Origin of the sequence: Actinomadura oligospora ATCC 43269, assembly GCF_000518265.1 — a bacterium.
GTDB lineage: Bacteria > Actinomycetota > Actinomycetes > Streptosporangiales > Streptosporangiaceae > Spirillospora > Spirillospora oligospora.
In genome coordinates this window covers 47,146-71,789 of sequence record NZ_KI912412.1, presented here as the reverse complement: position 1 = coordinate 71,789, position 24,644 = coordinate 47,146, and the positions used below count along the sequence as shown (strand labels likewise).

Sequence of the window (24,644 nt, the reverse complement as noted above, 5' to 3'; positions counted from 1 at the left end):
AGAGGTAAACGTGCCGGAAGTGGTCATAAGGAAGAGCCGGTAAATTGAGGTCGTGAACCGCTCCCACCTGACCGTCCCGCCCGCGGGCACGCCCGTGCCCCGGCCCCACCCCGACGCGCCCCTCGGGGAGCCGCTGGGCCCGCACTACGAACAGTGCTTCGGCTGCGGCCCCGGCCACCCGACCGGGCTGCACCTGGAGGCCGTGAGCGACGACGGGCTCGGCGTGTCGGCCAAGTTCACGGTCGGCGACGTCCACCAGGGCGCCGCCGGTCTCGCGCACGGCGGCGTTTTGGCCACGGCGATGGACGAGGCGCTCGGTATGGTCGTGTGGCTGCTCCGCAAGCCCTATGTCACCGGCCGCCTGGAGACCGACTACGTGCTCCCGGTGCCGGTGGGCACCACCCTGTACATCCGGACGCGCTGCACCGGCGTCGTCGGGCGCAAGGCGTACCTGGAGGCCGAGGCCCGCATGGACGCCCTGGACGGCCCGGTCGCGGTGCGCGCGGCGGCGTTGTTCGTCGAGGTCCCGGTGGCCCATTTCGAGGTCCACGGGGACGGCGTGGGCGGCATGGAGGGCACCGACGTCGGCGGCCGGGTCAATCCCTGACAAGACGGGTCAATCCCTGATCAGAAGGGGTCGCGCCGACGGCGGCCCCGACCGGAGCGGGCGCCGGAGAGCGGCCCCGACCAGAACGGAGCGTGCGGTGAGCGTGGACGTCCTGTTGAAGCGGCTCGATCCCGGGCTGCCCGCGCCCTCGTACGCGCACGCGGGCGACGCGGGCGCCGATCTGTTCGCCGCCGAGGACGTCGACCTCGCGCCGGGCGAGCGGCGGGTCGTCCCGACGGGGGTGGCGATCGCCCTTCCCGACGGTTACGCGGCCTTCGTCCACCCAAGGTCTGGTTTGGGCGCTAAGTTTGGGGTGACCATCGTTAACGCACCCGGTACGGTCGACGCCGGCTATCGGGGTGAGATCAAGGTGACCCTGCTGAACACCGACCAGCGTGCCGCCGTCCGGCTGCGGCGCGGGGACCGCATCGCCCAGCTGGTCGTCCAGCGGGTGGAGCACGCGGTCTTCCACGAGGTCGCAGAACTTCCCGGATCGTCACGCGGAGCGAACGGTTTCGGCTCCACGGGCGGATTCGCGGACAACCAGCACAGTCGAGAAGGAGTGTGAGTCGTGGCTTTTGGACGTCGCCGGCGGGACGACGAGCCCGCGAAGGGCGCGGAGAACGCCGCCGAGGAGGCCGTCGAAGCCGCTGAGGCCGAGGCCGAGGAGGCGACCTCCGACGAGGAGGGCGCCAAGGGCGGCCCGTGGGACTCCGAGGACTCCCACCCCGAACTGCAGCGCCTGGACTTCGGCGCCATGCAGATCCCGGTCGCGCCGGGCCTGGGGTTCCAGGTGAACTTCGAGGCCACCCAGGTGGACGAGGAGGGCAACCCGCTGGACGGGCGGCCCGTCGCCGTCCTCGTCCAGTACGAGGAGAGCGCGATGCAGCTCCAGGTGTTCGCGGCGCCCAAGCGCAGCGGCATCTGGGCCGAGGTGCGGCGCGAGACCGCCCAGGACATCACCGAGAACGCCGGTGGCCAGGTCCAGGAGGTCGAGGGTCCCTTCGGCGACGAGCTGCTGGCCATGGTGCCCGCCGCCCTGACCGAAGAGGTCCTGGCCGAGATGCCGGACGAGGTCAAGGAGCAGATCCCGGCCGAGTTCATCGAGCAGGGCTGGGCCCCGCAGATCATCCGGTTCGTCGGCGTGGACGGCCCGCGCTGGTTCCTCCAGGCCGTGGTGCAGGGCGCCGCGATCGAGGACGAGGAGCAGTGGCAGGTCCTCGAGGACGTGCTGAGCGGCGTGGTCGTCGTCCGCGGCGAGTCCCCGATGCCCCCGCGCGAACTGCTGGAGCTCCAGATCCCGAAGGAGTTCCAGGAGGCCGCCGAGGACGAGGGCGAGGAGAACGGGGAGACGTTCGACCCGTTCGAGCGCGGCCCGGAGATCACCGAGGTCCGCTGACCCGGAACGGTCGCAGGGAAGGCCCGTCGCGCGTGCGCGGCGGGCCTTCCGCATGTCACGCCCCCTCACCCCCGTCCTGACACACCCCTCGCCCCGACCTCACCAGGGCGTGAGGCTCGTCTGGCCGTCCGCGGCCGTCACCTCCGAGGGCCTTGCCCGGACGGCCGTTCCGAGGGTCAATCGGGTCATGTCCAAGCGCACACGCAAGCGTCGCGGCCGGAAGCGGAACAAGTCGAACAAGGGACGGCGGCCCTGCGCGCGCCACTGACCCTGCCGACCAGAGGGGCTCCGGCGGCGAGCGCGACCGCGGCGAGACCCGCGCTCACCCAGACGGGCGCGCGGTAGCCGAGGCCGCCGTCCACCGCCAGCCCGCCGAGGACGGGACCGACGACCGCGCCCACGTTGAGCGCGGCCGTCGCGAACGCGCCGCCCATGGTCGGCGCGTCCGCCGCCGCGTAGAGCGCGCGGGCGATCAGCGTCGAGCCGACGCCGAACCCCAGCGCGCCCTGCGCGAACACCAGCGGGACGACGGCCGCCGGGACGTCCGCGAACGCCGCGAGCGCGACCCACCCGGCGGTCAGCGCGCCGCCGCCGACCGCCAGGACCGTCCGGGGCCGGGTGTCGGCGAGCCGTCCGGACGCGGTGACCCCGGCGAACGACCCGAGCCCGAACACCGCCAGCAGCGCGGGCACCCAGCCGTCCCCGAACCCCGCGACCCGGGTGACCAGCGGCGCGAGGTAGGTGAAGGCGCAGAACGTCGCGCCGTTGACCAGCGCGCCCACGCCGAGGACGAGCAGCACGTCCCGGCGTCCCAGCACCCGCAGCTCCCGCCGCAGGCCCGCCCGCGCATCCGAAGGCGTGGCCGTCCGCGCGGACGCGTCGTCCGGGACGGACGTCATGATCGCGACGAGGGCGGGGGCGGAGACCAGGGCCACGGCCCAGAACGCCGCGCGCCACCCCCACAGGTGGCCGAGCAGCGCCCCGGCCGGGACGCCCGCGACGCACGCGAGGGTGACGCCGCCGAGGAGCGTCGCGGTGGCGCGGCCCTTGGCGTCGGGCCGGACCATGGCGACCGCCGCCGCGACGGCGACCGCGAGGAACCCGGCGTTCGCGAGCGCGGCGACCACGCGGGTCACCAGCAGCACCGCGAAGCTGGAGGACAGCGCCCCGGCCACGTGGACGGCCAGGAAGGCGGCGAGGAACAGCAGCAGCGCCCGGCGGCGCGGCCAGCGCCGGGCGAGGGCCGCCATCAGCGGCGCGCCGACGATCATCCCGGCGGCGAACGCCGAGGTGAGGGTCCCGGCGGTCCCGACCGGGACGCCGGTGTCGTGGGCGAGGTCCGGAAGCAGCCCGGACAGCATGAATTCCGATGTCCCCTGCGCGAACACGGCCAGCGCGAGGACGTAAAGGGCGAACGGCACGACGACTCCGTCATGAAGGCATGCAGAAACGGAAGCGGAGGGGCCGTGGGAGACGGCCACCGCGAGGGAGCCCGCGTGGAGGGGCCGGTGAGTTCACGGGAAGGTGAACAGGCCGCCGGAACGCGGGCGAGCGGAGCGCTCTACGCGATGGTCAGGATGACGGCGTCGCTCAGGAGGGAGCCGGGCCGGTCAACGAGAGATGGCCACCGCGTGGGGTGGCCGGCGTCTGGATGCCTCGGGAGACGACACGCGCCTCACCCTACGCGAGGCGTTCGAGCAGTGTCATGTCGGTTTCGTCCAGCTTGAGGCGGACGGCCGCCATGTTCTGCTCCAGGTGGGTGAGCGACGCGGTGCCGGGGATCTGCACGAGCGTGGGGGAGCGCATGAGGCCCCACGCGAGGGCGACCTGGTAGACCGTCGCGCCGTGCCGCAGCGCGACCTTCCGGAGGCCGCCGTCGGTGAAGCGCACGCGTCCGCCGCCGAGGGCCGAGTGGGCGACGTACGTCACGTCCGCCTCGGCGCACTCGTCCACCAGGGCCCCGTCGCTCTGGTCGAGCACGCCGAACCGGTTCTGGACGGCCGCGACCGGCGCGACCGCCCGCGCCTCGGCGAACTGCGCGCGCGTGACGTCCGCGACGCCGAGGCCCCTGACGAGGCCCTGCTCGCCGAGCTCCGCCAGCTGCGCGAAGCGGCCCGCGAGGGGCTCGTCCGGGCGTCCGGACTGCAGGTACACCAGGTCCAGGACGTCCAGGCCCAGCTCGTCGAGGTTCTGCCGGACGACCGCGCGGACGTCCTGGCCCGGCCCGATCTTCGTCGCGAGCGTGAGGCCGTCCGGGTAGGGGCGCAGCGCGCGGCGCAGGATCTCGTTCGCCCGGCTCGTCCCGCGCGTGTAGAAGGCGGCGGTGTCGATGTGCGTCACGCCGAGCTGGACGGCCCGCCGCGCCACCGCGACGGCCGTCGTGTGGTCCACCGGCAGCCGCCCCGGCATCCCGGGCAGCCGCATGGCGCCGAGTCCCAGCCGCCCGGCGCCCCCGCGCCGGAATCCGCCCCCCATGGCAGACATTCTCCCAGCATGCTGGGCCGTCCGCCGCTCCGTCCACCCGTAAGGGCATCGGAGAGGGCGCGTCTCAGCCGACCGTCTGGCCGGTCGCGGCGGCGCGGTCGATGTCCTCGGTGCGGTAGCTCAGCTCGGGGATCTCGGCGAGCCGGGACGGGTGGACCTGGTCGCCGAGGCCGTAGAACTGCTGGAAGCTCATGATCAGGGGACGCCAGAGGTCGGGGTCGATGCGGTTCTCGTGGCCCTCCATGGTGATGGACGGGTGCACGTGGACGCGCTGCACGCGGACCTCGAAGACCATGCCCCAGCCGCCGAGGTCCTCGGCGAGCGGACGGGCCTTCTCGACGACCGCCTCCATGGTCACCGGGCATTCGGCGACGCGCGGCGGCCGGACGGTCTCGGAGTCGACCGGCGTCAGTCCCGCGACGCCGAACTTGTCGCGGACGTGCCGGTAGCCGCGTTCGACCCGGGCCTCCGACATCGGGTCCGAGCCGGTCGTCTTGGCGATGCGGTCCACGGCGCCGACCTGCGCGGTGGACGGGAGGTTGATCGTGACCTCGCCGGTCGCGAGGAGGTTCTGGGTCGTCTTGGACGAGGTGCTCATGCCCAGCACGCACCGCCACCCCAGCCAGAACGCCGAGGACATCGGCGCCAGGTTCGGGTGGCCGTCGTGGTCGGTGGTGCCGAGGAGGACCACCGGGGTTCCGAGGTACAGGATGGACGGTTCGATGCCGATGTGCTCCATCCGTCCAGGATCGGGGGAGGCCCCGCGCCGTCGCTGGCGGTAATCCGACGTCGCGTTCCGCCGCGGAGGCGCGGTGGGCGGGAGCCGCACGCGGGCGTCAGTTCAGGCGGAAGACGGGGACGCCGGGGGCGATGGCCATGATCTGCTCGTCGGTGGCGTGCTTGGTCAGGCCGTCCATGAGGGCGGAGACCTCCCAGGCCCACTTGTTCATGTAGACGCGGATGATCGGGAGCTTGACCGTGTCGTCCAGCTCGGTGACGGTGAACTCCTCGACCTTGCGGCCCAGGCGCAGCTCACCGCCGCCCGCGGCCCGCATGTTGCGCACCCAGTGGGTCTGCCCGCGCGGCGCGATCAGGTACCGCTCACCGTCGATGACCAGCAGGTTCACCGGGTTGGTGCGCCACTCGCCGCTCTTGCGCCCCCGGACGGCCAGCTCGCGGGTGCCCATGATGCTGACGCCGTGCCGGGCCAGGAGGCCGACGAACCGGTTGACCCCGATGAGGAACCGGTTCCCGGCGGGGACGAGGCGGTTCCGCACGTCGTCCCGCGCCACGGTCCGGGCGGCGGTGTCGTTCTGGATCTTGGTGGTGGTGGTCATCGTGGCTCCTCTGCTTCGGGAGAGCGGTGCTCTCGAACAAGAGCATTGTGCACACCACGTCGCCACGAAGTCAAGAGCAGTGCTCTCGAAATTGTCTGCCGCTCTGTCCCGTGCCACACTCGGGGCATGAACGCGAGCCGCACAGCCAGGGAACGTGCCCGTGCCGAACTGACCCGGGAGATCAAGGAGGAGGCGCGGCGGCAGCTGGCCGCGTCGGGCGCGCAGGGGCTGTCCCTGCGCGCGGTCTCCCGCGAGCTGGGCATGGTCTCGTCCGCGCTGTACCGCTACTTCCCCAGCCGGGACGAGCTGCTCACCGCGCTGATCGTGGACGCCTACGACGCCGTCGGCGAGCGCGCCGAGAAGGCCGACCGGGAGGCCGCCGGGGACGGCCTCCGGGCGCGCTGGCGGGCCGTCTGCCACGCGCTGCGCGACTGGGCGGTCGAGCATCCGCACGAGTACGCGCTGATCTACGGCTCGCCGGTGCCCGGCTACGCCGCCCCCGAGGACACCATCGCCCCCGCGACGCGCTACCCGTTCGTCCTGATCGGCATCGCGCAGGACGCCGCGACCGCCGGACACCTCGCCGCGGACGCCCCCGCCCCCGCGGGACGGCTCGCCGGGCAGCTCCAGGGCATCTCCGACGCCATGGCGCCGGACGTCCCGCCCGCCGCGATGGCCCGTCTCGCCGCCCACTGGTCGCAGCTCACCGGCATGATCGGCTTCGAGCTGTTCGGCCAGTTCGCCAACACCCTCGACCCGGCCGACGACTTCTTCGCCTACAGCGTCGACCGCATGGCCGACGACCTCGGCTTCCCCGCCTAGAACGGGAAGGACGCCCGCCGTCCGCGACGTCGGCTAGCGGACGCCGCGGGGGCGGTACTGGACGCTGACGCGCGGGCCCAGGGGGCGGGACGACTTCGGGACGGCGTGCTCCCACGTCCGCTGGCAGCTGCCGCCCATGACGATCAGGTCGCCGTGCCCGATGTCGTAGCGCAGCGTCGGCCCGCCCCCGCCCGCCGGGCGCAGCAGCAGCGGACGCGGCGTGCCGAGCGACACGATCGCGACCATCGTGTCCTCGGTGCGCCCGCGCCCGATCCGGTCGCCGTGCCAGGCCACGCTGTCGTTCTCGTCCCGGTACAGGCACAGGCCCGCCGTCCGGAACGGCTCCCCGAGCTCCTCCCGGTAGTGCGCGCTGAGCAGGTCGCGCGCCTCGTCCAGGACGGGATCGGGCAGCGGATCCTTCTCGCCGTAGTACGCCAGGAGGCGCGGGACGTCCACGACCCGCTCGTACATCCGCCGCCGCTCGGCCCGCCACGGCACGTCCGCCATCAGGCGCCCGAACAGCGCGTCGGCCCCCGCCAGCCAGCCTGGCCGCAGGTCGACCCAGGCGCCGCGCGCGAGCGGCGTCCGCCGCACGTGCGCGCCCAGCTCACGCGGCCCGACCTCGGTCCCGACGTCCAGCAGCGACCCCTGGAACACACCGTTCATGTCCGCAGCTTATCGAACTCATGTTCGATCATGTCGTCGGGAGCGTGCCTTGTGCCTCGTCAGCGGCTCCCTCGTCGCCTGAGAGGCGGGCGGCGAGCCGGGCTCGGAGGCCGGTGAGGCGGGCGATCTCCGCGTCCAGCGCCGCGAGCCGCGCGCTGGCTACCCCGCCACCGCCCGGTGCACGGCCGTCGGCCGCCTGAGTGACCGTGCAGGTGTTGCCGTCGACCAGGGCGTCGAGGCGGTGGGCGACGCGGGCCAGGTCCTCGATGGTCAGGCCGAGGGACAGCAGCTCCCGGACGGCCCGGACGCGTTCCACGTGCCGTGCGGTGTACTCGCGCTGCCCGGACGCCGTGCGGTCCGGTGGCGGCGGCAGCAGGCCGCGCTCCTCGTAGAAACGCAGGGCGCGCGGGGTGGTGCCCGCCGCCGCTGCCGCGTCACCGATCCGCATCGGCGCACCATGGGCCGCCGCATCGGGCAGCTCGTCGTCCAGCCGGACGCACCGGTCCTCGGGCAGCAGCGCGTACTCGCGCCACCCGGGCCAGTGCGACACCAGGTCGCCCGGACGGACGGACGCGTCGTCCGGCGCGGACACGACCTCGCCCACGGCCGCGCCGACCAGGGTGTCGCCGGGCCGCAGCCGGGGCATCGGCGTCTCGCCGCCGCCCGCGCCGACGAGCATCCGCAGGCCCGGGAAGACATGGAAGACCAGGTTCCGGACGAGCACCCCCTCGCCGTCCGGGACGGGCGTCTCGACGATCTCGAAGTTCTCCGGCCGGGGCAGCCCGGCCGCCCGCGAAACAAGGCGGATCTCACGCATCACACGCGCTCCAGAAGGGGTCGGGAACCGGGCGACGCTAACCCCTGACGCGCGCGTCAGGGGCAAGTCGTCAGGGATGCGTTAAGCGCCCGCGGGGCCGCGCTAAGGAACCGTCAATGCCCAACAAACAGGGACGTACCAGGCGCTTTACTCCTCGTGGGCCCCCGGAAGGAGGGGGCTCCCGGACACCGAGGAGGACAGCGATGGAGCGCCTGGAGGAGGCCGCCTGGCCGATGGCCGGCGGCGTTCTGACCGTCTTCGTCCTCGCCGTGGTGCTGAAGTCCGCGCCGTGGCCCTGGGGGTACGCCGCCGTCGCGGCGGCCGTCGTGGCGTTCGCGGCCCGCGTCCCGTTCCCGGCCGCCGCCGGGCTCGGCGTCGTGGGCTGGGCGTTCGTCACCGGCTTCGACGTGCGGGGGAGCGGGGACCTCGGCGTCTCCGGCTCCGCCGACGCGTGGCGCCTGGCCGCCCTCGTGGCGGTCGGCCTGGCGGCGGCGCTCCTCACGGGGCTCTTCACGGCGCTCCTCACGGCGGCCCGATCCTGGGCCCAGGTGCCGGGACCGGCCGGACGGATCGTCCCGGCCGCCCGTTCGGGGACGGCCCCGCGCCGCCCGGGAACGGACGCGCCGGTGATCATCGCTGTTCCGGCCGAAGGGGCGCTGAACTGCGACGATGTCCTCCGGCAAGCGCCGGCCGGGCACGCGTCCGACGTCCCGCCCACTCCGGGATCTTCGACAAAGGAAATCGAAAGCGATGAGTGACGTCGAGTTCGTCCTGCTGACACTGGTGGTCTTCGCCGTGCTCGGCCTGCTGGTGAAGGGCGTGGAGAAGCTGTGACCGCCGAGAACGTGGTCGGGCTCGTCCTGGCCGCCGTGCTGTTCGTCTTCCTGATCGCGGCCCTGCTGTTCCCGGAGAGGTTCTGATGAGCACGACCGTCGCGGGAGCGCTGTTCGCGCTCTCCCTGGTGGTCGCGATCGCGGTCGTCTACCGGCCGCTCGGCGACCACATGCACCGGGTGTACGCGGGGACGCGGCACTCGCGGTTCGAGAAGGTCCTGTACCGGCTGATCGGGGTCCGTCCCGACGCCGAGCAGAGCTGGGGCGTGTACGCGCGCAGCGTCCTCGCCTTCTCCGTGGTGAGCGTCCTGTTCGTGTACCTGCTCCAGCGGGTGCAGAACCACCTGATGCTGTCGCTCGGGTTCAAGCCCGTGGCGTCCGACCAGGCGTGGAACACCGCGATCAGCTTCGTCACCAACACCAACTGGCAGTCCTACTCGGGCGAGACCACCATGGGCTACATCGTCCAGATGTCCGGGCTCGCCGTGCAGAACTTCGTCTCGGCCGCCGTCGGCATGGCCGTCGCGATCGCGCTCGTCCGCGGCTTCGCCCGCACGAAGACCGACCGGCTCGGCAACTTCTGGGTGGACCTCACGCGCGGGACGATCCGGATCCTGCTGCCGATCGCGTTCGTGGGCGCGCTCGTCCTCGTCGCGGGCGGCCTGATCCAGAACTTCGGGTCGGGGCACGACGTGACGACCCTCGCGGGCCAGGCCCAGCACATCACCGGCGGGCCGGTGGCGTCGCAGGAGGTCATCAAGGAACTCGGCACCAACGGCGGCGGCTTCTACAACGCCAACTCCGCGCACCCGTTCGAGAACGCTGCGACCTGGACGAACTGGTTCGAGATCTTCCTCATCCTGTGCATCCCGTTCTCGCTGTGCCGGACCTTCGGACGGATCGTCGGGCAGAACCGGCAGGGCTACGCGATCGTCTCGGTGATGGCGACCCTGGCGGTCATCAGCCTCGTCCTGACCAACGTGTTCCAGCTGATGCACCACGGGACGGTCCCGATGGCCGCCGGCGGGGCGATGGAGGGCGTGGAGACCCGCTTCGGGGTGTCGAACTCGGCGACGTTCGCCACGGCGACCACGCTGACCTCGACCGGCGCCGTGGACTCCTTCCACGACTCCTACACCAGCCTCGGCGGCATGATGACGATGTTCAACATGATGCTCGGCGAGGTCGCGCCCGGCGGCACCGGTTCCGGCCTCTACGGGATGCTCGTCCTCGCCGTCATCACGGTGTTCGTCGCGGGCCTGATGGTCGGCCGCACCCCCGAGTACCTCGGGAAGAAGATCGGCGCGCGCGAGATGAAGTTCGCGTCGATGTACTTCCTCACCACGCCCATGCTGGTGCTGTTCGCGACCGGGCTCGGCCTCGCGCTGAACGCGGGCCGGGAGGGGATGCTGAACGGCGGGGCGCACGGCCTCAGCGAGGTCCTGTACGCGTTCACCTCGGCGTCCAACAACAACGGCTCGGCGTTCGCCGGCCTCTCGGCGAACACGACCTTCTACAACACGGCCACCGGCCTGTGCATGGCGTTCGGGCGGTTCGTCCCGATCGTGTTCGTCCTGGCGCTCGCCGGGTCGCTCGCCAAGCAGGGGAGCACCCCCGAGTCGGACGGCACGCTGCCCACCCACCGGCCGCAGTTCGTCGGCCTGGTCGCGGGCGTCACCCTCGTCCTCGTCGCTCTCACCTTCCTCCCCGCGCTCGCGCTGGGGCCGCTGGCCGAAGGAATGCACTGATGACCACACAGACTCTCGAGGCGCCCAGCCCGGCTCCGCAGCCGCCGCGGCCCCCGGCCAAGGTGAAGGGCGGGCTCCTCGACCCGAAGCAGCTGCTGAAGTCGCTTCCGGACGCCGTCCGGAAGCTCGACCCCCGCACGCTGTGGCGCAACCCGGTCATGCTGATCGTCGAGATCGGCGCGGTCTGGACGACCGTCCTCGCCTTCCTGCACCCGAGCGTGTTCGCCTGGGCGATCGTCGTCTGGCTCTGGCTGACCGTCGTCTTCGCCAACCTCGCCGAGGCCGTCGCCGAGGGGCGCGGCAAGGCGCAGGCGGACGCGCTCCGCAAGGCCAAGACCGACGCCAAGGCGCGCCGCGTCCTGGACTGGAAGCCCGGCGCGACCACCCTCCGCGAGGAGGAGGTCGGCGCGCCGGACCTGCGGCAGGGCGACGTCGTGGTGGTCGAGGCCGGGCAGATCATCCCCGGGGACGGCGACGTCGTCGAGGGCATCGCCTCGGTGGACGAGTCGGCGATCACCGGCGAGTCCGCCCCGGTCATCCGCGAGTCCGGCGGCGACCGGTCCGCGGTCACCGGCGGCACCAAGGTGCTGTCGGACAAGATCATCGTGAGGATCACCCAGAAGCCGGGCGAGTCGTTCATCGACAAGATGATCGCCCTGGTGGAGGGCGCGAACCGGCAGAAGACGCCGAACGAGATCGCGCTGAACATCCTGCTGGGCGCGCTGACCATCATCTTCGTGATGGCCGTCGCGACCCTCCAGCCGATGGCGATCTTCTCCAAGGGCAACAACCCGGGCGTGGCCGACTCGCTCTCGCTGGACTCCAATGGCGTCACGGGCGTCGTCCTGGTGTCCCTGCTGGTCTGCCTCATCCCGACGACGATCGGCGCGCTGCTCAGCGCGATCGGCATCGCGGGCATGGACCGGCTCGTCCAGCGCAACGTCCTGGCGATGAGCGGACGCGCCGTCGAGGCGGCGGGTGACGTCAACACGCTGCTGCTCGACAAGACCGGCACGATCACGCTGGGCAACCGGCAGGCGTCGGACTTCGTCCCCGTCGACGGCGTCCCCGAGGACGAGCTGGCCGACGCGGCGCAGCTGTCCAGCCTCGCGGACGAGACGCCCGAGGGCCGCTCGGTCGTCGTGTTCGCCAAGGAGCGCTACGGCCTGCGCGAACGCCAGGCGGGCGAGCTCGCGCACGCCGAGTGGGTGCCCTTCACGGCACAAACCAGGATGTCCGGGGTAAATGTGGACGACCGTGAGCTGCGCAAGGGCGCGGCGAGCGCGGTCGCCGACTGGGTGCGCGAGCGGGGCGGGACGGTCCCCGAGCAGCTCGGCCGGATCGTGGACGGCATCTCGGCGTCCGGCGGGACCCCGCTGGTCGTCGGCGAGTCGGTGGACGGCGGGACCCGCGTCCTCGGCGTCATCCACCTCAAGGACGTCGTCAAGGCCGGGATGCGCGAGCGGTTCGACGAGATGCGCCGGATGGGCATCCGGACCGTCATGATCACCGGCGACAACCCGCTGACCGCCAAGGCGATCGCGGAGGAGGCGGGCGTCGACGACTTCCTCGCCGAGGCCAAGCCGGAGGACAAGCTCGCCCTGATCAGGAAGGAGCAGGACGGCGGACGCCTCGTCGCGATGACCGGCGACGGCACCAACGACGCCCCCGCGCTCGCCCAGGCCGACGTCGGCGTGGCCATGAACACCGGGACCTCGGCCGCCAAGGAGGCCGGGAACATGGTGGACCTGGACTCCGACCCGACCAAGCTCATCGAGATCGTCCAGATCGGCAAGCAGCTGCTCATCACCCGCGGCGCGCTGACCACGTTCTCCATCGCCAACGACATCGCCAAGTACTTCGCCATCATCCCGGCGATGTTCGTGGCGCTGTTCCCCGGCCTGGACGCGCTGAACATCATGCGGCTGCACAGCCCGCAGAGCGCGATCCTGTCCGCGGTGATCTTCAACGCGCTGATCATCATCGCGCTGATCCCGCTCGCCCTGCGGGGCGTGGTGTACCGGCCGTCCAGCGCGTCGAAGCTGCTGAGCCGGAACCTGTACGTCTACGGCGTCGGCGGGATCGTCGCCCCGTTCCTCGGCATCAAGATCATCGACCTGCTCATCCAGTTCCTCCCGGGGATGTCCTGACATGCGTATTCCAAGCTGGATCCGGCAGCACCTCGCCGCCGTCCGCGCCCTGCTCGTCCTGACCGTCGTGCTCGGCGTCGCCTACCCGCTCGCGGTGTGGGGCGTCGCCCAGGTCCCGGGGCTGCGCTCGCACGCCCAGGGCTCCCTGGTCTCGGCCGACGGCCGGACGGCCGGCAGCTCGCTGATCGGCCAGTCCTACACCGACAAGCTCGGCAACCCGATCAAGAAGTACTTCCAGAGCCGCCCGTCCGCGGCGGGCGACGGGTACGACCCGACCGCCACGAGCGCGAGCAACCTCGGCCCGGAGGACATCGTCGACACCCTGCCCGACCCGAAGCTCGTCGCGGCGGACAAGACCGACGAGAACGCCAAGACGAGCCTGCTGACCACCGTCTGCACGCGCAGCAAGGCGGTCGGCGAGCTGGAGGGTGTGGACGGGAGCCGTCCGTTCTGCGCCAAGGACAGCGGCGTCGGCGCGGTGCTCGCCGTGTTCGGCGACCGCGACCGGCGGGGCGGGGTCCCGCACCCGACCCGCGTCGTCAGCGTGAACGAGGAGGAAGGCGTGGTCAGGGCGCCGTTCGTGGCGTCCTACGACGGCGTGAAGGTCGAGCTGGCGAAGTACGGCGAGGACTACTCCAAGGGCCTGATCGTCCCGGTCAAGGGCGACGCCCCGAACAAGCCCGCCGTCCCGGCCGACGCGGTCACCGCGTCCGGTTCCGGTCTCGACCCGCACATCTCCCCGGCCTACGCGAAGATCCAGGTCAAGCGGGTCGCCGAGGCCCGGCACGCGGACGTCGCGGCGGTCCGGAAGGTGCTCGACGAGCACACCGGCGGACGCGACCTCGGGTTCATGGGCGAGCCACGGGTGAACGTGCTCGAGCTGAACCTCGCCCTGGACCGCAAGTTCCCGGTGCAGTAGGCCGGGAACAGGGAGGAGCCGGGGAGGTTCGATGGGGCGGGGTCGGCTGCGGGTCTACCTGGGGGCGGCGCCGGGCGTCGGGAAGACGTTCGCGATGCTGTCGGAGGGACGACGCAGGCTGGAACGCGGCACGGACGTGGTCGTGGGGTACGTCGAGACGCACGGCAGGCCCCGCACCGCGGAGCTCCTGGACGGGATGGAGGTCGTGCCCCGCAGGACGGTGGAGTACCGGGGCACGGCCTTCGGCGAGCTCGACGTGGACGCGGTCATCGCCCGCCGTCCGCGGGTCGCGCTGGTGGACGAGCTGGCGCACACCAACGTGCCGGGCTCGCGGAACGCCAAGCGCTGGCAGGACGTCAGGGAGATCCTGGACGCGGGGATCGACGTCGTCTCCACCGTGAACATCCAGCACCTGGACTCGGTCAACGACGTGGTCGAGCGGATCACCGGCGTCCCGCAGCGGGAGACCGTGCCGGACGAGGTGGTCCGCCGCGCCGACCAGGTCGAGCTGATCGACATGACGCCGGACGCGCTGCGCCGCCGGATGGCGCACGGCAACGTCTACGCGCCGGAGAAGATCGACGCGGCGCTCGGCAACTACTTCCGGATCGGGAACCTGACCGCGCTGCGCGAGCTGGCGCTGCTGTGGCTGGCCGACAAGGTGGACGACCAGCTCGACCGGTACCGGGCCGACCACGAGATCCGGCGGACGTGGGAGGCCCGGGAGCGGGTGGTCGTCGCCCTCACCGGCGGACCGGAGGGCGACACCCTGATCCGCCGGGCCGCGCGGATCGCCGCGCGGACCAAGGGCTCGGACCTGCTGGCCGTGCACGTCGCGCGCAGCGACGGCCTCACGGGCGCCGACCCCGCCACGCTCGCCCGCCAGCGCACCCTGGTGGAGAGCCTCGGCGGCAGCTACCACCAGGTCGTCGGCCCGAACGTCCCGGACGCGCTGCTCGACTTCGCGCGCGGCGTGAACGCGACGCAGCTGGTGCTCGGCGCGTCCCGGCGCGGACGCGTCGCGCAGCTGTTCTCGCGCGGCGTCGGCGTCACCACGACCGCGCAGTCCGGGGCGATCGACGTCCACCTGGTCACGCACGAGGAGGTCAACCAGGGCCGCCGGTGGAAGGCGCTGCGCGCCTCGTGGGGCGTCCCGGCGAAGCGGCGGCGCTCCGGTTTCGCGCTCACCGCCGTCCTGTTCCCGCTGCTCACGCTCGTCCTGGACCGGACGCGGAGCGAGTTCTCGCTCGCCAGCGACATCCTGCTGTTCCAGGCGGCGGTGGTGGGGGTGGCGCTGTTCGGCGGGCTCTGGCCCGCGCTGTTCGCGGCGGTCGGCGGGTCGCTGTTGCTGAACTACTACTTCACACCGCCGCTCCACGAGTTCACTATCAACGAGCCGGAGAACATCCTGCAGCTGGTGGTGTACGTGATCGTCGGGCTGACCGTGTCGACCGTCGTCGACGTCACCGCGCGCCGGGGTCGTGAGGCCGCCGCCGCGCGCGCGGACGCCGAGGTGCTGTCCACGCTGGCGGGCGACATCCTGCGCGGCGGGGACGACCGTCCGCTCGTCGCGATCCTGGAACGGCTGCGCGAGACGTACGGGCTCACCGCCGTCACGCTGCTGGAACGCACCGCCGAGGACGGCCCGGACGACAACCGCGACCCGTCCAGCTGGACGATCGTGGCGACCACCGGCGGCACGCCGTGCACGACGCCCGACGAGGGCGAGTCGGACGTCCTGCTGGACGACGGCGCGCTCGCGCTGGTGCTGCGCGGCCGGACGCTGCCCGCCGAGGACCGCCGGATCGTCGAGGCGTTCGCGGCGCAGGCGGCGGTCGCGCTGCGGCAGCAGCGGCTCGCCGAGACCGCCGGGCAGGTCCGTCCGCTGGAGGCCGCCGACCGGATGCGGACGGCGCTGCTGAACGCGGTCAGCCACGACCTGCGCACCCCCCTCGCCTCGGCGAAGGCGGCCGTCGAGTCGCTCCGCAGCCCGGACGTGACCTGGTCGATCGAGGACCAGGACGAGCTGGCCGCGACCGCCGCCGAGTCGCTGGACCGGCTGGACCGCCTGGTCGCCAACCTGCTCGACATGAGCCGCCTGCAGGCCGGGTCGCTCGGCATGTCCCTGAGCCCGATCGCCGCCGAGGACGCCGTCCCGCGCGCCCTGGCCGACCTCGGCGACGACGCGCCGGTCGACATCCGCGTCCCGGCCGGGCTGCCCGAGCTGCTCGCCGACCCGGCGCTGCTGGAGCGGGTGCTGGTCAACCTGATCTCCAACGCCGTCCGGCACAGCCCGCCGGACGCGAGGGTGCTGGTCACCGCCAGCGCCCTCGCGGGCCGCCTCGAACTGCGCGTGATCGACCGGGGCCCCGGCATCCCGGCCGGTGACCGCGACCGCGTCTTCGAGCCGTTCCAGCGGCTCGGCGACCGCGACAACCACACCGGCGTCGGGCTCGGCCTCGCGCTGTCCCGCGGCCTCGCCGAGGCGATGGACGGCTCGATCGCCATCGAGGAGACCCCCGGCGGCGGCCTCACCATGGTCCTCACCCTGCCCACCGCGCGGGCGCACACCGACGCTCCCGCCGACCCCTCGGTCACCGACCTGACCGCCGCGGACCCGCTGATGCTGGACCGCGTGGCCGTCTTCCGGCACCGCCGGGAGGACGACAGGGAATCATCGAACGAACGGGGGCAATGATGACGCGCGTCCTTGTGGTGGACGATTCACCGCAGATTCTGGCGACGCTCCGGCTCAACCTGCGCGCCAGGCACTACGACGTGACCGTGGCGACCGGCGGCGGGCAGGCGCTGTCCAGGGCCGCCGACTGGAATCCCGACCTGATCATCCTCGACCTCGGCCTGCCCGACCTGGACGGCGTGGAGGTGATCCGGGGGCTGCGCGGCTGGAGTCGCGTCCCGATCATCGTGCTGTCCGGGCGCGCCGGGTCCAAGGACAAGGTCGACGCCCTCGACGCGGGCGCCGACGACTACGTCACCAAGCCGTTCGGCGTGGACGAGCTGCTCGCCCGCATCCGCGCCATCACCCGCCGCGCCCCGCTCGACGAGGACCACCCGTCCGTCCTGCTGGGCCGTCACACGGTCGACCTGGCCCGCAAGACCGTCACGGCGGGCGACGAGGCCAGGACGCACCTCACGCCGACCGAGTGGGGGATCCTGGAGCTGCTGGTCAGGAACCCGGGCAAGCTCATCCCGCAGCGGCAGCTGCTCACCGAGGTGTGGGGCCCGAACCACGTCAAGGAGACCCACTACCTCCGCGTCTACCTGGCGTCCCTGCGCCGCAAGCTCGAGGACGACCCGTCCCGCCCGCGCCACCTCATCACCGAGCCGGGCATGGGCTACCGCTTCGAGCCCTGACCGTCCGGGCCGGTCGAAGTGCCGTGCATCGCGGTCGCGTCGCCGTCCCGTTTCCAACGCGTCAGGAGTGCGGGGCGGGTCGTTCGGAACGCGTTAAGGCCCACCCCACAAAGCGGCCACAAGGTGCACGATCTCCACGTAACCGGCAAAACGTGCCGGTAAGGGAGAGTGCACGGTGGAGCTCGTGGGTGACGGTGCCCGTGTCGATGGTGAGGAACGGCATCGGCTCGGTGTGATCGGCGGCCTGGCCGCCCTGTCGCTGGACGCGATGGCGTCGGTGGCGTACGGCCCGGAGGCGATCGTCCTGGTCCTGGCGCTGGCCGGGGGAGCGGGGATGGGGTTCACCCTCCCGGTGACGCTCACCATCGCCGGGCTGCTGGCGGTCCTGACGGTCTCCTACCGCCAGGTGATCGCGACCTTCCCCGAGGGCGGCGGCGCGTACGGGGTCGCCAAGCGGTACCTCGGCCGCCGGTCGTCCCTGGTCGCGGCCGCGTCCCTCGTGGTGGACTACGTGCTCAACGTCGCGGTGTCGGTCGCGGCCGGTGTGGCGGCGCTGACCTCGGCCGTCCCGGAGCTGCTGCCCTACACGCCGTGGCTCTGCCTGGGCGTGCTGGCCCTGATCACGGCGGTCAACTACCGGGGCATCGCCAACAGCGCCCGGCTGTTCGTCGCGCCGACCGTGATCTACGTGGGCGCGATCCTGGCCGTGGTCGTCGCGGGCCTGTTCCGCGACCACGCGGTGGTGTCCGAGCACGCCGTCCAGGCGCAGGCGGACGGCCTGAAGACGGTCGGCGTCCTGCTGCTGCTCAAGGCGTTCGCGAACGGCTGCGCGGCCCTGACGGGCGTCGAGGCGATCGCCAACGCCGTCCCGTCCTTCAGGAGGCCGCGCGTGCGGCGGGCGCAGCACGCCGAGGTCGCGCTCGGCGGCCTGCTCGCGGTCATGCTGATCGGCATCGCCGTGCTCATCGAGCGGTTCTCCATCCGGCCCGTCGAGGGCGTGACCGTGCTGTCGCAGGTCACCGAGGCGTCCCTCGGGCACGGCGCGATGTTCTACGTGGTGCAGTTCGCGACCGTGGTGCTGCTGGCGCTCGCCGCGAACACCTCGTTCGGCGGGCTGCCCGTCCTCGCCCGGCTGCTCGCCGCCGACAACAACCTGCCGCACCTGTTCGCGCTGCGCGCGCGGCGGCAGGTGCACCGGTACGGCATCGGCTTCCTCGCGCTCACCTCGGCCGCGCTGCTCGTCGCCGCGAACGGCGACATGAACACGCTCGTCCCGCTGTTCGCGATCGGGGTGTTCGTCGGGTTCACCCTGTCCCAGGCCGGGATGGTGCGGCACTGGTGGACCGACCGTCCGCGCGGCTGGCAGGGCAGGCTCGCCCTGAACGGGTTCGGCGCGCTGCTCACCGGCGTCGCCGCCGTGATCGTCACCGCCACCAAGTTCCTGGAGGGCGGCTGGCTCATCCTGCTCATGCTCCCGGTGCTCGTGCTGGTCATGGAGCGCGTCCACCACGCCTACGACCGGATCGGCGAGCGCCTCGGCCTCGGCGAGGTCCCGGCCCCGCCGCGGCCCGGCCGCGCCCTGGTCGTCGTGCCGGTCGGCGGGGTCAGCACGCTCACCCGGCAGGCGCTCGCCGCCGCGCTCAGCCTGGGCGACCGGGTGGTGGCGGTCCGCGTCGTCCACCCGGACGAGGAGGGGGAGCGTGTCCGCTTTGTGGAAGAGTGGGAGCGCTGGAACCCGGACGTGGAGCTGGTGGTGATCTCCGATGCGCGGCGTCGCCTCGTCGAGCCGATCGTCGAGTACGTCCGGGGCGTCCGCGAGAAGCAGGTGTTCGTCCTGATCCCCGAGGTCGAGCCCGAGCACGTCTGGGAACGCGTCCTCCAGAACCAGCGCGGCGCCGTCCTGGCCCACGCCCTGCGCCGCGACACCGACAGCGTCATCTGCCGCATGCGCTTCCGCGTCGCCCCGCTGCCCGGACAGCGCCGTCGCCCGCAGCCCGTCCACTGATCCGCAGCCAGGGGAACCGGAGGAAGAGGAACCATGGTCGAGGGAATCGTGCTCGCCGTCGCCGGTCTGGCGGTCGTGGTCAGCGGCCTGGCGGCGGGCGCCGGACGGTTGCGCCGCAACGCCTTCGTGGGCATCCGCACCCGGACGTCCATGTCCAGCGACGAGGCGTGGGACATCGTGCACCGGGCGGGCGGGCCGTGGCTCACCGCGGGCGGCCTGGCGCTGCTGATCGGAGGGACCGTCACGGCGACCGCCGGGTCGGAGACGGTACGGATGACCGCCACGCTCGTGGGCGCGGTCCTCTGCGTGGTGCTGGCCGTGGTCGCCGTTTACATGGGCCACACGGCGTTCCGCGACCGCGTCCGCTGACGCGGCCACCGGCCGCGTGTCCGCTTTGATGGTGTCCTGGCCTTTGTGTCGCTGATACGGTCCCTTTCTGGTGTGCCGGGAAGTCTGGTCGGCGTTCTTTCGTCGTACTCCCGCGAGGGGGACCGGACCGGAGGCCACCGCCGAGATGCGCAGCGTCGAGATCGTCCTGGGGCTGGTCGTGCTCGCCACCGTGGTGGCGGTGGGAGCCCGGCGGCTGCGCGTCCCCGCGCCGTCCCTGCTGGTCGTGGCCGGTCTCCTGGTCGGCCTCGTGCCGGGGCTGCCCGCCGTCCGGGTGCCGCCCGAGGTCGTCAGCCTCGTCGTCCTGCCGCCGCTGGTGTACGCGGCGGGCGAGGAGATGTCCTGGCGGATGCTGCGCGCGGTGTGGCGTCCGGTCACGCTGCTCGCCGTGGGCCTGGTGCTCGCGTCGGCCGCCGCCGTCGGCGCGGTCGCCGCGTCGGTCACCGGGATGTCCTGGACGATGGGACTGCTGCTCGGAACCGTCCTGGCCAGCACCGACCCGGTGGCGGTCGCGGCGCTCGGACGGCGGCTGTCGCTGCCGTCCCGGGTGCAGACGCTCGTCCAGGCCGAGAGCCTGTTCAACGACGCGACCTCGCTGCTGCTCTACAAGCTGGCCGTCGCGGCGGCGGTCGCCGGGTCGTTCTCGGCCGGGGGCGCGATGGGCGAGTTCGCGCTGCTCGCGGGCGGCGGCGCGGCGGCCGGGGCGGTCACCGCGCTCGTGGTCGGGCTGATCCGCAGCCGCACCGAGGACCCGGTGCTGGAGACCGTCATCGCGCTCCTCACGCCGTACCTCGCGTACGTCCTCGCCGAGTCCGCGCACGCCTCGGGCGTCACGGCCGTCGTGGTCGCCGCCGTGATGCTCGGACGCAAGGCCCCCGCGCTGACCAACGCCGGGATCCGCCTCCAGCTCGGCGCGGTCTGGGGGACGGTCATCTTCCTCCTCGAATCGGTCGTCTTCAGCCTCATCGGGCTGGAGCTGCCGACGCTGATCCGCGAGCTGCACCGGTCCGCGACGTCCTACCTGGTGCCCGCCGTGTTGCTCGCGGCGACGCTGGTGGCCGTCCGGGTCGCGTGGGTGTTCCCGCTGTCGGCGCTCCAGGCGTGGCGCGGCGGACGGCGGCCGTCGTGGGAGGTGCCCGCCGTGGTGTCGTGGGCGGGCGCGCGCGGGGTGGTGCCGCTCGCCGCCGCTCTCGCGATCCCGCTGACCACCGACTCGGACGCGCCGCTCGGCAGCCGCGACCTGGTCGTCGTCCTGGCCACCTGCGTCATCGCGATCTCGCTGGTCGTGCAGGGGTTCACGCTCGCCCCGCTGGTGCGGGCGGCGCGGCTGGTCGTCCCGGAGGAGCAGGGACGGCGCGAGTTCGCGCTCGCCCGGCTGCGGCTCGCGCTGGCCGCCCGCGCCCGGCTCGAGGAGCTCGCCGACCTGGAGGCCGCGCCCGCGGTGGTGATCGAACGGCTGAGGGTCGGCGTCCAGGACCGGATCGAACGCGGCGAACTCCGCCTGGACGGCCAGGACGGCATCGACGGCATCCTCGCCGACTACCGGCGGCTGCGCCGCGACCTGATCGCCGCCGAGACCGCCGAACTGCACCGGCTGCACGACGACGGCGAGATCGGCGAGACCACGGTCCGCGAGGTCCAGCGCCTGCTCGACCTGGAGGACACCTCCCTCGACCGCTCCCCCTGACCCACCGCCCCCGACGCACTCTTTCTGTTGGGTTCGCCCCGATCCGTCCGGCGGTGGCCGGTATCGCGCCCCGATCGATGGCGGCGGGCGCGCGTAAGGGGCCCGCCCGCTGGAAACGTCCCCGGTACCGATCGTGTTACGGAGGCGGCGATGGCCGGGGCGGACGTCGGGGGCGGTGGGGCCGGAGGCGGAGCCGTGCCCTCACCGCGTTGGCGCGCCTGGCTGCTGGAGGGCCTGACCGAGCGGAGCGGCATCCACCCCGGCCCGCACGGCAAGCTCCCGGAGGAGCACGAGGGCCACCGGTGGTGGCGCGTCATGTGCCTGACCGGCGTCGACTACTTCTCCACGCTCGGCTACCAGCCCGGCATCGCGGCGCTCGCCGCCGGGCTGCTGTCCCCGATGGCGACGATCGTGCTGGTCGCGCTGACCCTGTTCGGGGCGCTGCCGGTGTACCGGCGGGTGGCGTCGGAGTCCCCGCACGGCTCGGGCTCGATCGCCATGCTGGAGCGGCTGCTGCCCTGGTGGGCCGGGAAGGTCTTCGTTCTGGTGCTGCTCGGCTTCGCCTGCACCGACTTCATGATCACCATGACCCTGTCCGCGGCGGACGCGTCGGCGCACTTCGTCGCCAACCCGCTCGCCCCGTCCGCGACGCACGGCCAGACGATGGCCATCACACTGGTGCTGCTGGCCGCGCTCGGTGGGGTGTTCCTCATCGGGTTCCGCGAGGCGATCGGGATCGCCGTGGTGCTGGTCGTGATTTACCTCGGGCTCAACCTGGTCGTGGTGGCGACGGCAGTCGAGCACGTCGTGACGCACCCGGTGCGGATCGGCGACTGGTGGGACGCGGCCCGCGCCGCGCACTCCTCGCCGTTCGCGATGATCGGCGTGGCGCTGCTGGTGTTCCCGAAGCTGGCGCTCGGCATGTCCGGGTTCGAGACCGGCGTCGCGGTGATGCCCCAGGTCCGCGGGGACGCGTCGGACACCTACGCCAGGCCCGCCGGACGCATCCGGGAGACCCGCAAACTCCTCACGACGGCCGCGCTGATCATGAGCGGCTTCCTCATCCTGTCCAGCTTCGCGACGACCGTCCTGATCCCGGCGGACGCGTTCAAGCCGGGCGGCGGCGCGAACGGCCGCGCGCTCGCCTACATCGCGCACGAGTACCTGGGCGGCGGCTTCGGGACGGTCTACGACGTCTCCACGATCGCGATCCTGTGGTTCGCGGGCGCGTCCGCGATGGCCGGGCTGCTCAACCTCGTCCCCCGCTTCCTGCCCCGGTACGGCATGGCCCCGGACTGGGCGGTCGCCGTCCGGCCGCTGGCGCTGGTGTTCATGGCCATCGCGTTCCTGGTGACCTGGCTGTTCGACGCGGACGTGGACCGGCAGGGCGGCGCGTACGCGACCGGCGTCCTGATGGTGATGCTGTCGGCCGCGTTCGCCTCGTGCGTCGCGACCTGGCGGCGCGGGCACCACGGCGCGTCCACCGGGTTCGGGCTGATCACGGCCGTGTTCCTCTACACCGTCGGCGCCAACGTGGTGGAGCGGCCGGACGGGATCAAGATCGCCTCGATGTTCATCGCGGGCATCCTCGTCACCTCGTTCGCGTCCCGGGTGCACCGCGCGTTCGAGCTGCGCACCGGCACGGTCACCCTCGACCCGGAGGCCGAGCGCCTGGTGGACGCCGCCGCCGTGTTCGGCCCGCTGCGGATCATCGCCAACGAGCCGCAGGCCCGCGACCGCGAGGAGTACGCGCTCAAGGAGCGCGCGCAGCGCGACGACATCCCGATGCCGGAGGACCAGCACATCCTGTTCCTCGAGGTCACCGTGTCCGACTCGTCCGACTTCCGGGCGGATCTGGACGTCTGTGGCGAGGTGCTGCACGAGTTCCGGGTGCTCCGGGTCACCGGTCCCGTCGTGCCGAACACGATCGCCGCGGTCCTGATGGCGCTGCGGGAGCGGACCGGGGAACAGCCGAACGTCTACTTCGACTGGACGGAGGGGCACCCGCTCGGCCACCTGCTGAAGTTCCTGGTCTTCGGGGACGGCGAGGTCCCGCCGGTGACGCGCGAGGTGCTGCGCCGCGCCGAACCCGACCCGTCCCGCCGCCCCCGCGTCCACGTCTCCTAGCCCCGGCCCCGAGGCCCCCGGCTCTACCGGACGGCCGAACCGGCCTTCCAGCGCTTCCAGGGCATCTGCCAGTAGCCGTACCCGTTCGTCCAGGCCAGTGGACGGTTCGTCCCGGTCACGATGACGACGTCGCCGCGCTGCGACCGGCCGTAGTACCAGGCCGCGAAGGACGGGCCCGCGTTGACGCAGCCGTGGCTGACGTTCGCCCTGCCCTGCGAGCCGACCGACCAGGGCGCGGAGTGGACGTACTCGCCGCTCGACGAGATCTGCACCGCGTACCGCACCTTGAGCTTGTAGTAGCGCGGGTTCTTCGGGTCGGTCACGCCCATCCACGCGGACGTCATGACCACCGGATCGCTCTTGCCCATGACCAGGTGGATGCCGTTGGTCGTGGTGTAGGCGAGCTTGCCGCCGCGTCCGGCGCTGATCGGGGTCGTCCGCACGACGCGGCCGTTCTCGCTCACGCGCATGCGGTGGGTGCGGGTGTTGACGACACTGATCCGGGCCCGTCCGACCCGGAAGCTGCGCGTCACGTTCTTCGCGCCCGCCATCCCGGACGCGTCCTTCACATCCTTCAGCCGCGCGTCCAGCGTGATCCGCTCGCCGCCCGGCCAGTAGCGGCGCGGCCGGTAGACCGCCTGGCGTGACGACAGCCAGTACCAGCCGCCCCGCACGGGCCGCGACATCCGCACCCGCAGGACGCGCTCCACGGCCGCGCGGGACGGCACCGGACGGCTGAACGTCACGATGATCGGCATCCCGATCCCGACGACCTCGCCCTCGCGCGGCGTCACGGCCGAGACCCGGAACGTCCGGGCGCGCATCTCCTTCAGTCTCGGCGGGGCCGGGGTCGAGCCGTCGTCGGTGGGGGCGGCGGCGGGCGCCGCGAGCGCGTCCGCGCGGTCGAGCCCGCCGGACCCCTCTCCGCACCCGGCGAGCACGGGCGCGAGGAGGACGAGCGCGACGGCCGTCCGCGGCCGGACGCCCAGGGCCGGAACTGCCAGGACACGGTGGAGCATGCGTACCTCGGGACGGTGTGGGGACCATCGGTGATCATACGGTCACCGAAAGCGATGACACTCGGCAAAATAGACGCTGATCGGAATCGGGACGCGCCGGGCCGCCGAAGTCCCGTGTCTCGATTGGGTGACGACGCCGCCGGACCGGGCGAAAGCGCACGTGTCGCCCGACCCGCCCCTCAGGCGCAGGTCGGAGGCGGTGAGGCACATCCCGGCCGAATCGGAGCGTGGGGCACCCCTTTGGTAGATTTCGCCTGGGGGA

Annotated in this window: 23 protein-coding genes; 16 read left to right on the top strand and 7 right to left on the bottom strand. The window is 72.6% G+C overall.

Going from position 1 to position 24,644, the window contains the following annotated elements; genetic code table 11:
- Positions 1 to 52: 52 nt before the first annotated feature.
- The 4 genes from P696_RS0140440 (at position 53) to P696_RS59525 (ending at position 2,274) form a co-directional block, all read left to right on the top strand.
- Entirely contained in the window at positions 53 to 607 is a 555-nt protein-coding gene (locus P696_RS0140440; RefSeq protein WP_026416783.1) for a PaaI family thioesterase, read from the top strand.
- A 97-nt stretch (positions 608 to 704) separates the two neighbouring features.
- Positions 705 to 1,175, top strand: a complete 471-nt coding sequence (gene dut, locus P696_RS0140435; protein WP_026416782.1) for a dUTP diphosphatase — start codon at positions 705 to 707, stop codon at positions 1,173 to 1,175.
- Between the two features lie 3 nt (positions 1,176 to 1,178).
- On the top strand, positions 1,179 to 2,006 hold the full coding sequence (locus P696_RS0140430) for a DUF3710 domain-containing protein (RefSeq protein WP_026416781.1): 828 nt from the start codon (positions 1,179 to 1,181) through the stop codon (positions 2,004 to 2,006).
- Between the two features lie 52 nt (positions 2,007 to 2,058).
- On the top strand, positions 2,059 to 2,274 hold the full coding sequence (locus P696_RS59525; RefSeq protein WP_483756981.1) for a hypothetical protein: 216 nt from the start codon (positions 2,059 to 2,061) through the stop codon (positions 2,272 to 2,274).
- Here P696_RS59525 and P696_RS51455 read toward each other — a convergent pair.
- From P696_RS51455 to P696_RS0140410, 4 genes are all read right to left on the bottom strand, one after another.
- Positions 2,192 to 3,427, bottom strand: coding sequence for a Cmx/CmrA family chloramphenicol efflux MFS transporter (locus tag P696_RS51455; protein ID WP_064744318.1), 1,236 nt, complete (start codon positions 3,425 to 3,427; stop codon positions 2,192 to 2,194). The genes P696_RS59525 and P696_RS51455 overlap by 83 nt on opposite strands.
- Positions 3,428 to 3,686: 259 nt before the next feature.
- Positions 3,687 to 4,481: an aldo/keto reductase gene (locus P696_RS0140420; protein WP_026416780.1), complete on the bottom strand. Its 795-nt coding sequence runs from the start codon at positions 4,479 to 4,481 to the stop codon at positions 3,687 to 3,689.
- Positions 4,482 to 4,554: 73 nt separating this feature from the next.
- Positions 4,555 to 5,229 (bottom strand): flavin reductase family protein, encoded by a 675-nt coding sequence (locus P696_RS0140415; protein ID WP_026416779.1) that lies wholly within the window; start codon positions 5,227 to 5,229, stop codon positions 4,555 to 4,557.
- Positions 5,230 to 5,326: 97 nt separating this feature from the next.
- Positions 5,327 to 5,827, bottom strand: a complete 501-nt coding sequence (locus tag P696_RS0140410; protein WP_157430230.1) for a nitroreductase/quinone reductase family protein — start codon at positions 5,825 to 5,827, stop codon at positions 5,327 to 5,329.
- Positions 5,828 to 5,953: 126 nt separating this feature from the next.
- Here P696_RS0140410 and P696_RS0140405 point away from each other — a divergent pair, with 126 nt between their 5' ends.
- Positions 5,954 to 6,649, top strand: coding sequence for a TetR/AcrR family transcriptional regulator (locus P696_RS0140405; RefSeq protein ID WP_026416777.1), 696 nt, complete (start codon positions 5,954 to 5,956; stop codon positions 6,647 to 6,649).
- A 33-nt stretch (positions 6,650 to 6,682) separates the two neighbouring features.
- On the opposite strand, the gene P696_RS0140400 is transcribed toward P696_RS0140405, so the two are convergent.
- Positions 6,683 to 7,315: an alpha-ketoglutarate-dependent dioxygenase AlkB gene (locus P696_RS0140400; protein WP_026416776.1), complete on the bottom strand. Its 633-nt coding sequence runs from the start codon at positions 7,313 to 7,315 to the stop codon at positions 6,683 to 6,685.
- Positions 7,316 to 7,343: 28 nt separating this feature from the next.
- Positions 7,344 to 8,132, bottom strand: coding sequence for a MerR family transcriptional regulator (locus tag P696_RS55390; RefSeq protein ID WP_084339003.1), 789 nt, complete (start codon positions 8,130 to 8,132; stop codon positions 7,344 to 7,346).
- Positions 8,133 to 8,335: 203 nt separating this feature from the next.
- On the opposite strand from P696_RS55390, the gene P696_RS53495 reads away from it, so the two are divergent.
- The 11 genes from P696_RS53495 (at position 8,336) to P696_RS0140335 (ending at position 23,363) form a co-directional block, all read left to right on the top strand.
- Positions 8,336 to 8,890: a hypothetical protein gene (locus P696_RS53495; RefSeq protein ID WP_051469005.1), complete on the top strand. Its 555-nt coding sequence runs from the start codon at positions 8,336 to 8,338 to the stop codon at positions 8,888 to 8,890.
- A 72-nt stretch (positions 8,891 to 8,962) separates the two neighbouring features.
- Entirely contained in the window at positions 8,963 to 9,052 is a 90-nt protein-coding gene (kdpF, locus tag P696_RS53785) for a K(+)-transporting ATPase subunit F (RefSeq protein WP_064744317.1), read from the top strand.
- A complete protein-coding gene (gene kdpA, locus P696_RS0140375; RefSeq protein ID WP_026416774.1) occupies positions 9,052 to 10,713 on the top strand; it encodes a potassium-transporting ATPase subunit KdpA in 1,662 nt (553 codons plus the stop codon). The genes kdpF and kdpA overlap by 1 nt, the downstream gene beginning before the upstream one ends.
- The gene (gene kdpB, locus P696_RS0140370; protein WP_026416773.1) at positions 10,713 to 12,863 is read left to right on the top strand and encodes a potassium-transporting ATPase subunit KdpB; all 2,151 of its coding nucleotides are present in this window, start codon (positions 10,713 to 10,715) and stop codon (positions 12,861 to 12,863) included. Before kdpA ends, kdpB begins: the two co-directional genes overlap by 1 nt.
- A gap of 1 nt (position 12,864) precedes the next feature.
- Positions 12,865 to 13,782: a potassium-transporting ATPase subunit C gene (locus P696_RS0140365; RefSeq protein WP_026416772.1), complete on the top strand. Its 918-nt coding sequence runs from the start codon at positions 12,865 to 12,867 to the stop codon at positions 13,780 to 13,782.
- Positions 13,783 to 13,813: 31 nt separating this feature from the next.
- Entirely contained in the window at positions 13,814 to 16,480 is a 2,667-nt protein-coding gene (locus tag P696_RS51440; protein WP_051469003.1) for a sensor histidine kinase, read from the top strand.
- Positions 16,480 to 17,157, top strand: coding sequence for a response regulator (locus P696_RS0140355; RefSeq protein WP_026416771.1), 678 nt, complete (start codon positions 16,480 to 16,482; stop codon positions 17,155 to 17,157). The genes P696_RS51440 and P696_RS0140355 overlap by 1 nt, the downstream gene beginning before the upstream one ends.
- A 184-nt stretch (positions 17,158 to 17,341) precedes the next feature.
- A complete protein-coding gene (locus P696_RS51435) occupies positions 17,342 to 19,162 on the top strand; it encodes an APC family permease (RefSeq protein ID WP_245628001.1) in 1,821 nt (606 codons plus the stop codon).
- A gap of 33 nt (positions 19,163 to 19,195) precedes the next feature.
- Positions 19,196 to 19,531, top strand: a complete 336-nt coding sequence (locus P696_RS53490; protein ID WP_051468999.1) for an SdpI family protein — start codon at positions 19,196 to 19,198, stop codon at positions 19,529 to 19,531.
- A 145-nt stretch (positions 19,532 to 19,676) separates the two neighbouring features.
- Entirely contained in the window at positions 19,677 to 21,236 is a 1,560-nt protein-coding gene (locus P696_RS0140340) for a Na+/H+ antiporter (protein WP_026416770.1), read from the top strand.
- A gap of 195 nt (positions 21,237 to 21,431) precedes the next feature.
- Positions 21,432 to 23,363, top strand: coding sequence for an APC family permease (locus P696_RS0140335; protein WP_245628000.1), 1,932 nt, complete (start codon positions 21,432 to 21,434; stop codon positions 23,361 to 23,363).
- Positions 23,364 to 23,386: 23 nt separating this feature from the next.
- Here the strand turns inward: P696_RS0140335 and P696_RS51425 are convergent, their stop codons facing one another.
- Entirely contained in the window at positions 23,387 to 24,382 is a 996-nt protein-coding gene (locus P696_RS51425; RefSeq protein ID WP_051468997.1) for a L,D-transpeptidase, read from the bottom strand.
- Positions 24,383 to 24,644 lie beyond the last annotated feature (262 nt).